Source organism: Streptomyces albus subsp. chlorinus (genome assembly GCF_013302895.1).
In the GTDB taxonomy this organism is placed as follows: domain Bacteria; phylum Actinomycetota; class Actinomycetes; order Streptomycetales; family Streptomycetaceae; genus Streptomyces; species Streptomyces chlorinus.
On the sequence record NZ_VJOK01000001.1, the window covers coordinates 3656381 to 3667881 of the forward strand.

At 73.5% G+C, this 11501-nt stretch carries 11 protein-coding genes and 1 pseudogene; 6 read left to right on the plus strand and 6 right to left on the minus strand.

Annotated elements, in window-relative coordinates:
* Positions 1-349: 349 nt before the first annotated feature.
* The 4 genes from FM076_RS16250 to FM076_RS16265 form a co-directional block, all read right to left on the minus strand.
* The gene (locus FM076_RS16250; protein ID WP_173871454.1) at positions 350-1540 is read right to left on the minus strand and encodes a cystathionine gamma-lyase; all 1191 of its coding nucleotides are present in this window, start codon (positions 1538-1540) and stop codon (positions 350-352) included.
* 99 nt (positions 1541-1639) lie between these two features.
* Complete coding sequence (locus tag FM076_RS16255) at positions 1640-2545, minus strand: fructosamine kinase family protein (protein ID WP_173871456.1); 906 nt, start codon at positions 2543-2545, stop codon at positions 1640-1642.
* Positions 2545-3060, minus strand: a complete 516-nt coding sequence (locus FM076_RS16260) for a low molecular weight protein-tyrosine-phosphatase (RefSeq protein ID WP_173871458.1) — start codon at positions 3058-3060, stop codon at positions 2545-2547. The genes FM076_RS16255 and FM076_RS16260 overlap by 1 nt, the downstream gene beginning before the upstream one ends.
* A 5-nt stretch (positions 3061-3065) precedes the next feature.
* Positions 3066-3440 (minus strand): phage holin family protein, encoded by a 375-nt coding sequence (locus FM076_RS16265; RefSeq protein ID WP_173871460.1) that lies wholly within the window; start codon positions 3438-3440, stop codon positions 3066-3068.
* Positions 3441-3496: 56 nt separating this feature from the next.
* Here FM076_RS16265 and FM076_RS16270 point away from each other — a divergent pair, with 56 nt between their 5' ends.
* Positions 3497-3814, plus strand: a complete 318-nt coding sequence (locus FM076_RS16270; RefSeq protein ID WP_173871462.1) for a cupin domain-containing protein — start codon at positions 3497-3499, stop codon at positions 3812-3814.
* A gap of 248 nt (positions 3815-4062) precedes the next feature.
* Positions 4063-4284, plus strand: coding sequence for a DUF5326 family protein (locus tag FM076_RS16275; protein ID WP_173871463.1), 222 nt, complete (start codon positions 4063-4065; stop codon positions 4282-4284).
* Between the two features lie 58 nt (positions 4285-4342).
* On the opposite strand, the gene FM076_RS16280 is transcribed toward FM076_RS16275, so the two are convergent.
* Positions 4343-5962 (minus strand): YibE/F family protein, encoded by a 1620-nt coding sequence (locus tag FM076_RS16280; RefSeq protein ID WP_173871465.1) that lies wholly within the window; start codon positions 5960-5962, stop codon positions 4343-4345.
* A 199-nt stretch (positions 5963-6161) separates the two neighbouring features.
* On the opposite strand from FM076_RS16280, the gene thiC reads away from it, so the two are divergent.
* The 4 genes from thiC to FM076_RS16300 all read left to right on the plus strand — a co-directional run bounded on the left by thiC (position 6162) and on the right by FM076_RS16300 (position 11123).
* Entirely contained in the window at positions 6162-8000 is a 1839-nt protein-coding gene (gene thiC, locus FM076_RS16285; RefSeq protein ID WP_180217784.1) for a phosphomethylpyrimidine synthase ThiC, read from the plus strand.
* Positions 8001-8092: 92 nt separating this feature from the next.
* Positions 8093-9040, plus strand: coding sequence for a LysR family transcriptional regulator (locus FM076_RS16290; protein ID WP_345945049.1), 948 nt, complete (start codon positions 8093-8095; stop codon positions 9038-9040).
* A 67-nt stretch (positions 9041-9107) separates the two neighbouring features.
* On the plus strand, positions 9108-10397 hold the full coding sequence (locus FM076_RS16295; protein WP_173871466.1) for an MFS transporter: 1290 nt from the start codon (positions 9108-9110) through the stop codon (positions 10395-10397).
* A 222-nt stretch (positions 10398-10619) separates the two neighbouring features.
* The gene (locus FM076_RS16300) at positions 10620-11123 is read left to right on the plus strand and encodes an NUDIX domain-containing protein (protein WP_173871468.1); all 504 of its coding nucleotides are present in this window, start codon (positions 10620-10622) and stop codon (positions 11121-11123) included.
* A 37-nt stretch (positions 11124-11160) separates the two neighbouring features.
* Here the strand turns inward: FM076_RS16300 and FM076_RS33150 are convergent.
* Positions 11161-11501, minus strand: a pseudogene (locus FM076_RS33150) (hypothetical protein); the annotation flags it as partial.

Below are 11501 nucleotides of genomic sequence, written 5' to 3' on the forward strand. Positions count from 1 at the left end.
CTACTCGCACCCCGGTTTCTCCAGCCGCCTCGCGTCCGAGACCCCGGCGGGCGCGGCACCGGGGGCGCCGGGGACGGCGGCGGCCGAGGCCGAGGGGGCGCGCATGCGGCCCCGCTTCAGCAGCCCGGACTACACCAGCCCCGAGTACGGCGGCCCGGAGACCCCCTCGGCCTGAACCCGGCCGCCCCACCGCGCCCCACCGCAGGGCGTACCGCCGCACCCGCGCACCGGACCAGGACCCCACCCCGGACAGGCCCCGTACGCCAGGTCGGACCCGCACCAGGGCCGGACCCGCGCGGACGGAGGGCGCGGCCCTCATGGCTGGCGGTCGGGTCAGGAGGGGGTCGGGTCAGGAAGGGGTCGGGGCCGCCGCGTCCAGGGCGCGGCGGATGTCCGCGACCAGGTCGGCGCTGTCCTCCACCCCGACCGAGAGCCGCACGAAGCCCTCCGGCACCGGGTCGCCGCCCCAGCGGCCCCGGCGTTCGGCCGTGGAGCGGACGCCGCCGAAGCTGGTGGCGTCGCTCACCAGCCGCAGGTGGGCCAGGAAGCGGTTGGCGTACGCCTGGTCGGGCAGGGTGAAGGAGACCACGCAGCCGTAGCGGCTCATCTGACGGGACGCCAGCGCGTGCGCGGGGTCGCCGGGGAGTCCGGGGTGGCGGACGTCGCTCACCTCGGGGCGCGCGGCGAGCGCCTCGGCGACGGCCAGCGCGTTGCCGGCCTGCCGCTGCCCCCGTACGTCGAGGGTCGCCAGCGAACGGTGCGCGAGCCACGCCTCCATGGGGCCGGGGATCGCGCCGACCGTCTTGCGCCAGCCCCGCACCGCCTCGGCCACCTCGCGGTTCCGGGTGGCGACGTAGCCGAGGAGGACGTCGCCGTGGCCGGTCAGCGCCTTGGTGCCGCTGGCCACCGAGATGTCGGCGCCCAGCAGGAGCGGGCGCTGGCCGAGCGGGGTGGCCAGGGTGTTGTCGACGGCGACGAGCGCGCCCTGCTCGTGCGCCAGGCGCGCCAGCTCGCGGATGTCGCACACGTCCAGGCCGGGGTTGGAGGGGGTCTCCAGCCACAGCAGGCTCGCGCCCTCCAGCTCGTGCCGCTGCGCGTTCCCGCCCGTGGGGGCCGTACGGACCCGGACGCCGAAGCCTTCCAGCCGGTCGCGGAGCGCGGCCAGCAGGTTGTACCCGTCCGAGGGCAGCACCACCGTGCGGCCGGGGCGCGCCAGGGAGAGCAGCACGGCGGAGATGGCGCCCATGCCGGAGGAGAAGACGACGGCCTCCGCGTCCGTATCCTCGGGCGACTCCAGTTCGGCGATGGCCCGCTCCAGGCGGGTCCAGGTCGGGTTGGCGTCCCGCCCGTACGCGTACGGCGCGTCCTCCACCTCGCCCGGCAGGTGGTAGTGCGCGGCGAAGACCGGGCCGGGCAGCGGCGGCTCGTACGGCTCCTCGGCGGGGAGCCCGGCGCGCACGACACGGGTGCCGTCGGCGTCGTCGGCCGGCCCGTGGTCCCGGCCGGGGCCGGTGAGGGGCGGGTCGTCCGGTGCGGTCATGCTGCCTCCCTTGCTCGTGCCACGGTTCCCGGGCGCTCGCCCGGCCGGGAACCGGCCCGGCGCCGCTCGCCCGGCCCGGCGCCGCGCACCCGGCCGGCGCTAGCCCAGCGCCGCGCGGGCGGCTGCGCCGCTTTGAGCACCGTAACCGCCGCCGAAGAGGACGGCGTGCACGAGCAGGTGCTGCAACTGGTGCAACGGCACCCGCGCCTGCCTGCCGGGGAGGGGCCGGACCTCCTCGTACGCGGCCAGGACGCGGGGCAGTTCGGGGCAGCCGAACAGCTGGAGCATCGCCAGGTCCGTCTCGGGGTGGCCGCCCTGGGCCGCCGGGTCGATCAGCACGGCCCGGCCGTCCGTCGTCCAGTGGACGTTGCCCGACCACAGGTCGCCGTGGATGACGGCGGGTGGCTGCGGCGGCCCGGAGACGGCCTCGTCGTCCAGCCGATCGCACAGCAGCTCGACGTCCCGGGCGTCGCGCGGAGAGAGGTGCCCGCTGTCCACGGCAGCCCGCAGCAGCGGCAGCAGCCGGTGCTCGGCGTGGAAGCGGGGCCAGGCGGCCGGGTCCGCGACCGGGGCGCGGGGCGAGGTCAGCGGCAGCGGGCCCAGATAGCAGGGCTCGCCCGGCGTGCCCCAGGAGGGCGCGGGGCTCTCGTGCAGGGCGGCCAGCCCGCGGCCGAACCGCTCGGCCGCCGCACGGTCGGGGGTGCCCGGCTCGATCCACTCCAGGACGAGCACGTCGCGCTCGGCCGCGTACACCTCGGGCACCGGGACCGTCCCGGTCGCGCGCAGCCGTGCCAGGCCCGCGGCCTCGGCGGCGAAGAAGTCGGCGGGCGCGGCGTCCAGCGCCTTGGTGAAGACGGTGGCGGGCCCACCGCGCGTACCGCCGTCGCCCAGCTCCACCCGGTAGGCGTCGCAGATGGAGCCGCCGCCCACGGGGGTGGCCGAGAGGGCGGGGCGTCCCAGCAGCGCGGCCGTGCGGGCGACCGCCGGGGGCGGCGCCGCGCTCATCAGCCGGCCTCCCGCGCCCCGAGCGCGGCGGCGACTTCACAGAGCAGTCCGGGCACGGCCGCCTCCACCATCTCCAGGCACGCGGCGAAGCCGCGCTCACCGCCGTAGTACGGGTCGGGCACGCTCATCTCGGCGGGGTCGGCCTCGGGGTCGTAGGAGCGCAGCAGCCGCACCTTGGCCGCCTCGGTGCTGTTGCGGGCGAGGGCGCGCAGTTCGGCCGCGTGTCCCTCGTCGAGGGCCACGACCAGGTCGGTGCGCGCGAACCAGTCCGGCTCGAAGCACCGCGCGGTGTGGGTGAGCGGGTAGCCCGCCGCCTCCAGCACGGCCGCCGTGCGCGGATCGGCCGGCTCCCCCAGATGCCAGCTGCCGGTGCCCGCGCTGCCGACCTCCACCAGGGCGTCCAGCCCCGCCTCCCGCACCCGGGCGCGGAAGACGGCCTCGGCCATGGGGGAGCGGCAGATGTTGCCGGTGCACACGAAACACACGCGGTACGTCGTGCGGGAGGCAGGGGACATCCGGCTCACTCCCGGTCCAGCGCCATGTGCAGCGCCCAGGCGACGACCGAGACGATGAGGCCGCCCAGGAACGCGGTACCGAACCCGTCCACGTGGAAGCTGACGTCCAGCTTGTCCGCGACCCAGGAGGTCAGCATCAGCATCAGCGCGTTGATCACCAGGGTGAACAGGCCGAGCGTGAGCACCAGCAGCGGCAGGGAGAGCAGCTTGACCACCGGCTTGACCACGACGTTGACGACGCCGAAGATCAGGGCGACGACGAGCAGCGTCAGCGCCTTCTCGCCTCCGGACCCGCCGGTCAGCTCGATGTCGCTGAGCAGCCAGGTCGCCACGGCGAGCGCCGCGGCGTTGGCCAGCGTCTTGATGAGGAAGTTCGCCATACCCCGATCGTTGCAGATCGTCGCTGAAGCGGAGCTGTGGAGGGAGAGGGACAGCGGTGAAGGCATTCCGGCTGGAGGAACTGGAGGCGGAGCGCGCCGCGAACGACGGCGCCTACCTGCGGTTCCTGCGGGAGCGGAACATGTCGGCCGGCCTGTACGCGCTGGACGCCGGCGCGGCCGACCCGCAGCGGCCGCACGACCAGGACGAGGTGTACTTCGTCGCCAGCGGGCGCGCCTCGCTCACCGTCGGGGAGGAGACGACGCAGGTCGCGCGGGGCAGCGTCGTCTACGTACCGGCCGGGGTGCCGCACCGGTTCCACCACATCTCCGAGGACCTGCGGGTCCTCGTGGTGTTCTCCCCGCCGGAGGACTGAGCGGCGTGGTCCCGCCGCCGGGGCCGGGCGGTGTGCTCTCCCCGCCGGGGTGCCGAGCGGCGTGCTCTCCCCGCCGGAGGGCCGGGCCGGCGGGCGGACGGGCGCCGGGCGCGCGTCAGGGTTGTCTCAGGGTCGGGTTCAGGGGACGACCGGGGCCTCACCAGCCCCATCCGCTTGCGGCCCGCCCTAGCATCGAAGCCGGAGGGCACCAGAAGCCTTCGGACAACCCCAGAGACGGAGCACAAGTCATGGACGCGAAAGGCACCCTCACCGGCCTGCCCTGGTGGGTCACATGGATCGTCATACCGGTGATCGCGCTGGCCGTCTTCGGCGGCCTCATCGCCAGCGTGGTCGGCTTCCTCGTCGGCCTCCTGTTCAAGGTGCTGATCTTCGCCGCCCTGGTCGGCGGCGTCGTCTACCTCGTCCGCCGCTTCAAGGCCGGCGACTCCTCGTCGCGCAGCGACTGGTAGCTCCCGCTCCGCGACTGGTAGCTCCCGCTCCGCGCCCGGTGGAGCCGCCGCCCTCGCCTCACTTCGGCTTGCGGCGGCGGCCACCGCGCCGGCCGGGCGCGGGCACCGCCGGGGCGGGTGCCCGGGTGCCGGTACCGATCCCGGCACCGGCACCGGCCACGCCTCCGGTCCCGGCCACGCCCCCGGCACCGGCCATGCCGCCGGGTCCCGTCCCGCCCCCGGCGGCGGGGCGCCGGCGGTCCGCCGCGACGACCAGTGCCGCCAGCAGGGTCGTCACCGGGACGGAGGCGACCAGGCCGATCGAGCCGACCAGGGTGCGGATGATCTCCTCGGCCACCACCTCGCTGGTGGCCACCATCGTCACATCGCTGCGGGCGATGGAGAACAGCAGCAGCAACGGCAGCGAGGCACCCGCGTAGGCCAGCACCAGCGTGTTGACCACGGACGCGATGTGGTCGCGGCCGATCCGCATGGCTGAGCGGTAGATCTTGGTCCAACTCGCCCCCGGGTCCGCCTCCCTCAGCTCCCACACGGCCGAGGTCTGGGTGACCGTCACGTCGTCCAGCACGCCGAGGGAACCGATCAGTACCCCGGCCAGCAGCAGGCCGCGGATCTCGATGCCGGGGTAGAGGCCGTGCACCAGCCCCGTCTGGTCGTCGGTGTTGCCGGTCAGCTGGGCCCAGTCGATGAACAGCGAGCCGAGCAGCCCGATCAGCAGCAGGGAGACCAGCGTGCCCAGCACCGCCACCGAGGTGCGGGCCGACAGGCCGTGACACAGGTAGAGCGTCGCCAGCATGATGGCGCTGCCGCCGACCACGGCCACCACCAGCGGGTTGGAGCCCTGGAGTATCGCGGGCAGGATGAACAGCGTCAGCACCGCGAAGCTGATGACGAGCCCGACGAGCGCCAGCACCCCGCGCATCCGCCCCACCAGCACCACCACGAGTGCGAACACCGCGGCCAACAGCACCATGGGGACGTCGCGGTTGGTGTCCACGACGCTGTACTGGAGGTCGCGCGGCGCCTTTTCGGCGTACGCGACGACGACCTTCTGCCCCACCTCGTAGGTGCGGGTGGCGTCCGGCGGGACCACTTCGGTGAAGGTGCGGCCCGCGTCCTTGCCCTCGGTGACCTCGACCGTCGCCTTGCGGCAGACGCCGTGCCCGGTGCCGCCCTCCCCGCCCTGCGCGCCGCCCTGCGGCGGGGTGCCGCCGCCGGAAGCCGGGGGCGGCTGGCGGACGTTGACCTCGTCGCAGTCCACCTCGGCCAGTTCGGTGACCTTCGCGCCGAAGGTCGGCCGGTCGAATCCCAGCCCGGAGTGGTCGTGCTGGTGCCCCGGCGCGCCGCCCGGCCACAGCACCACGAGGCCGGCCAGCACCGCCACCGCGAACGGCACCAGCACGGCGGCGATGACCTTCCGCAGGTGCCGCGAGACGGGCGCGGCCGGCCCGTGGCCGTGGCCGTGATTGTGGCCGTGAACGTGGCTGTGACTGTGGTCGTGCCCAGGGTTGTTGCCGGGACCCGGGCCGGGACCGGGACCGGAACCGGCGCCGGGGCCGGGGCCGGGGGGCGGACTGGGCGGCGGGCCGGGAGGAGGGCCCGACGGCGGGCCGTGCGCGGAGCCGCGGGGATACGGCGTCTGGTCCGGCGTCTGGTCCGGCGAGTGCGAGTGGGTCACCGCCCGATCATCGCAAGAACAGCCGTGCGGGGTGTTCAGTACGGCCCGTGTGCCGTTAGCGTAGAGACGCCTTTGCACATCGCGGGAGCTCCGAGCACGGGGCTGAGAGGGCGCTGACCTCCGTGGAAGGGACCACGGAAGACGCTGCGCCGACCGCCGAACCTGTTACCGGGTAATGCCGGCGTAGGGAGTGGGTCTCATGACCACGCAGGATGCACACGCGCGCGCCGAGAACGCGTCGGACACCGCCGTGTCCGAGCCGGACGCCACCGTGTCCGGGAAGGCCATCGGCTCGCACAAGGGATATCTGCGAGGACCGCGCCCGGACATCCGGGTCCCCGTCCGCCGCGTGCATCTCACCAACGGCCAGGACGTGACGCTGTACGACACCTCCGGGCCGTACACCGACCCGAACATCGACACCGACGTGCGCCGCGGCCTGGCACCGCTGCGCGAGAACTGGATCATCCAGAGGGGGGACACCGAGGAGTACGCGGGCCGCGAACTGCGGCCCGAGGACGACGGGATCAAGCACACCAGCCCGCGCGGCGGGCTGCTCCGGAGCGGAGCGACTGATCTGGCAGGTCTGGACGCCGTCTTCCCGGGCCGGCCACGCCAGCCCCGCCGCGGCCGGGACGGCGCCTCCGTCACCCAGCTCGCCTACGCGAAGCGGGGCGAGATCACCCCGGAGATGGAGTTCGTCGCGCTCCGCGAGAACCTGAGTGCCGAGTTCGTCCGGGACGAGATCGCCGCGGGCCGCGCCGTCCTGCCCGCCAACGTCAACCACCCCGAGACCGAGCCGATGGTCATCGGGAAGAACTTCCTGGTGAAGGTCAACGCCAACATCGGCAACTCGGCCGTGACCTCCTCCATCGAGGAGGAGGTGGAGAAGATGACGTGGGCGACCCGCTGGGGCGCCGACACCGTCATGGACCTCTCCACCGGCCGCAACATCCACACCACCCGCGAGTGGGTGCTGCGCAACTCCCCCGTGCCCATCGGCACGGTGCCGCTCTACCAGGCGCTGGAGAAGGTGGACGGCAAGGCGGAGGAGCTGTCCTGGGAGGTCTACAAGGACACCGTCATCGAGCAGTGCGAGCAGGGTGTCGACTACATGACGGTGCACGCGGGCGTGCTGCTGCGGTACGTGCCGCTGACGGCACGGCGCAAGACGGGCATCGTCTCGCGCGGCGGCTCGATCATGGCCGCGTGGTGCCTGGCGCACCACAAGGAGAGCTTCCTGTACGAGCACTTCAGCGAGCTGTGCGAGATCCTGCGCACCTACGACGTGACGTTCTCGCTCGGCGACGGCCTGCGTCCCGGCTCCGTCGCGGACGCCAACGATGCCGCGCAGATGGCCGAGTTGGACACCCTCGGCGAGCTGAACCGCATCGCCAAGGCGCACGACGTGCAGACCATGATCGAGGGTCCGGGCCATGTGCCCATGCACAAGATCAAGGAGAATGTCGACCGCCAGCAGGAGGTCTGCGAGGAGGCCCCGTTCTACACGCTGGGCCCCCTCACCACGGACATCGCCCCGGGGTACGACCACATCACCAGCGGCATCGGCGCCGCGATGATCGGCTGGTGGGGCACCGCGATGCTCTGCTACGTCACCCCCAAGGAGCACCTGGGGCTGCCCGACAAGGACGACGTCAAGACGGGCGTGATCACCTACAAGATCGCCGCCCACGCCGCCGACCTGGCCAAGGGCCACCCCGGCGTGCGGGAGTGGGACGACGCGCTGTCCGACGCCCGCTTCGAGTTCCGCTGGGAGGACCAGTTCAACCTGGCCCTCGACCCGGACACGGCCCGCTCGTTCCACGACGAGACGCTGCCGGCCGAACCCGCCAAGACCGCGCACTTCTGCTCCATGTGCGGCCCGAAGTTCTGCTCGATGAAGATCAGCAGGAGCATCACGGAGCAGTTCGGCGGTGAAGAGGGCGCGTCCGCCGAGGAGATCGAGGCGGGGATGCTGCAGAAGTCGAAGGAGTTCGCGGCGGCGGGCAACCGGGTCTACCTGCCCCTGGCGGACTGACGCTCCTCGTTCCGACGGCCCCCCGGACCGTCGTCGGGACCGGCCCGCCGCCGCCTCGACGTCCGGGGCGGGCCACGGTTAGCGTGAGCCAGGTGCTGGAGAGACTGGAGATCGAGAGCTTTGTGATCCTGGCCGAGGAGCTGCACTTCGGCCGTACGGCAGAGCGGCTGCGGGTCACCAGGGCCCGGGTGAGCCAGACGATCCAGCACCTGGAGCGCCGCGTCGGGGCGCCGCTCTTCGAGCGCACCAGCCGACGGGTGCGGCTCACCCCGCTCGGCCGGCGCCTCCTCGACGACATCGAGCCCGGCTACCGCGCCATCACGCGCGGTCTGGCCACGGCACAGGCCGCCGCCAAGGGGATCGAGGGCAGCCTCACGGTGGGCTACCTCGGCCATGCGGCCGGGGAGTTCGTCATGGAGGCGATCGACGCCTTCGCCCGCAGGTACCCGGCGGTCGCTGTGCGCATCCACGAGACACAGGTCAAGTGCATGTTCGATCCGTTGCGGGAGGGCGAGGCGGAGTTGCTGGTCACCCAGTTCCCGGTGGACGAACCGGATCTGGTGCGCGGCCCAGTGGTGTTGCGGGTGCCGCGGATGCTGGCGGTACCGGCCAACCACGTGCTCGCCAAGCAGGACACGGTGTCCGTCGAGGACCTGGCCCGGGACCGGGTGTTCGCCTGCACCGGGCACGTTCCCGGTTACTGGCAGGAGCACCTCGCCCCCTCCCGTACACCGGAAGGGCGGCCGGTCCCGCGCGGCCGGTCGGCCTCGACGCAGCAGGAAACCCTCGCCATGGTCGGCGCCGGCCATGGCATCTCCCCCGTGGGCGCCGACGTTGCCGCCTACTTCGCGCCGCGGGGCGTCACCTATGTGCCGTTCCGGGACGCCGAACCGTTCGAGTACGGGCTGGTGTGGCGGACGACGGGGGAGACCGCACGGGTGCGGGCGTTCGCGGAGGTCGCGGTGGAAAGAGCGCGGAGACGGATAGAGAAGACGGTGCGGGAAGCAGCGGAGCCGCCGTCGGCCTGCCGGGACCGGTAAGCCAGGCTTACCGGTCGTTACGGGATCGGGGGCTGATCCGCACCGGCGCGGGCGCCAGCCTGGTCCCATGTCCAGTGATCTTTCTGTCGATTCGGCCGATTCCCGCGTCCCGGCCGCCGTCCTCCGGCATCAAGAGGCGGCCCGGACGGCCCCGCCACGGCCCCCGGCCCGTCCGTCGGCCGCCGCGCTTCTCGCCCTCGCACTCGGTGCGTTCGCCGTCGGCACCACCGAGGTGGTCATCGCCGGTCTGCTGCCCGAGGTCGCCCGCGACCTCCGGGTACCGCTTCCGACAGCCGGACTGCTGGTGTCGGGGTACGCACTGGGAATGGTCGTCGGGGCACCGTTGCTCACCGCGCTCAGCACCCGGGTCGCCCACAAGCGGATGCTGCTGTGGCTGGTCGGCGTGTTCATCGTGGCCAGTCTGGTCAGCGCCCTCGCGCCAGGCTTCGCCGTCCTGCTGGCCGGCCGGGTGCTGTCCGCCCTGGCCGGCGGGGCGTACGTCGGGATCGCCTCTGTCGTGGCCGCCGGGCTTGTGGCGCCGGAGCGGAAGGCCCGCGCCATCGCCGCCGTCTTCATGGGGCTCAGCCTCGCCAATGTCCTGGGCGTGCCCGGTGGCACCGCCCTCGGGCAGGAATGCGGCTGGCGGGCCACCTTCTGGGCGGTGACCGCCATCGGGACCGCCCTGTTCCTCGCACTCGCCGTGTTCCTGCCGTACGAGCCCGCCGTGCCGGGTGCCGGCCTGCGCCGCGAACTGTCCGCCTTCCGGTGCGGCCGAGTCTGGCTGACACTGGCCGCGACGGCCTTCGGCTGGGCACCCTTCCTGGCCGTCCTGACCTACGTGGCGCCACTGCTGACCGAGGTGACCGGATTCAGCGCGCGTACCGTGCCGCTGATGCTGGTCCTGGTGGGCGTCGGCATGGTGGTCGGTACGCCGCTGTCCGGGCGGCTGGCCGACAGGGCGCTGAAGCCCACGTTGTACGGGGCCCTCGCCGCCGTCTCGGTGATGTCCCTGCTGTTGTTGGCGGCGGTGCACAGCAAACCGGCGGCGGTCATCGGATTCCTGCTGTTCGGGTTGGTCGGCGCCGCCGTCATCCCGCCCCTGCAGACGTCGGTACTGGCCACCGCGCGCGGCGCCGACAACCTCGCCTCCGCCGCCAACATCTCCGCCTTCAACGTCGGTAACGCCGGTGGCCCCCTTCTGGCCGGTACCGCACTGTCCGCGGACGCCGGCTACACCGCGCCCCTGGGCGTCGCCGCCGCGCTGGGCGGAGTGGGCCTGGCACTGGCATGGGCGGCGGGTCACCGCGGCCGAGACCGGGCCGGGGGTGGGTCCGCCGCGGGCGCGGTGAGCGGCTGAACCGCGGGAGCGGGGAGCCGGGGACGGTTCGTGGCTCCCCCCTCCTGCCACGAACCGCCCGGCTCTACGCGCGGAGCCCGCGCGGGACAACAAGGGTAGTTGACCGAGCGTCAGTGTCCAGTCACGTATCGGTAGCGGACCCTCGCGGGAAATTCCGGCTCGATACGGACCGTTACCAAAGCGGAGGGTTTCGCCCGCACCGCCACGGGCCAGACCTCCTGCATGTTCGTCCAACGACCGGTGGTCAAGCGGACCGCCCGCGCCATCCTCCTCGATCTGACGGACGACCGGGGTCCGGGCGAGATCGTCCTCATCAAACGCGTCAAACCCGGCCGCGAACCGTACTGGATCACCCCTGGCGGCGGCGTCGAGCCCGGGGTGGACCGCACCGTGGTGGAGGCACTGCACCGCGAGGTGGACGAGGAGCTGGGGGCCCGGGTCACCGATGTCGTCCCCGCGTTCGTGGACACGGTCAGTGACCCGGAGGAGACACCGGGCGGAGTGAAGGTCCAGCACTTCTTCGTGTGCCGGCTCCTGTCCATGAACCCCCGCCTACGCCACGGACCGGAGGTGGAGGACCCGTGCGGCGAGTACGAGATCGTACGGCTCCCGTTCACCCCGGAGGGCCTCACCTCGGTCGAGGTCGTCCCGCCGACGCTCCGGGCCTATCTCGCCGCCAACATCGAGGGCATCCGCGCCCTGCTCGCGCCCGACCTCGGGACGTGACGAGGGCGCCCCGGCGTCCGCCGCCGGGCGCGCCCGGTCAGCCGAACCACCCCTGGAATCCCGAGGGTTCGCGCTCGCCGCCCGCCTCGGCCCCACGCCGCCGCGCCTCGGCCAGCGCCCGCTCGGCCTCGCGCCGCCAGGCGGAGATCTCCCGCGCGTGCTCCTCGCTGTCGCCACCGCCGGAGCGCGCCGTGATCGCGGCGGAGACGGCCGAGGGCACGGAGGGCACCGCGGGCGGAGTCGGCGCGGCGTGCCGCCGTCTCGGCAGCGGCGCGGCGGGGACGGCCCCGGCGGGAACGGCACCGGCGGAGGGGGAACCAGCGGGGAGCGAACCGGCGGCGGTGGAACCGGCGGCGGACGGTCCACCGGGAAGGGCGA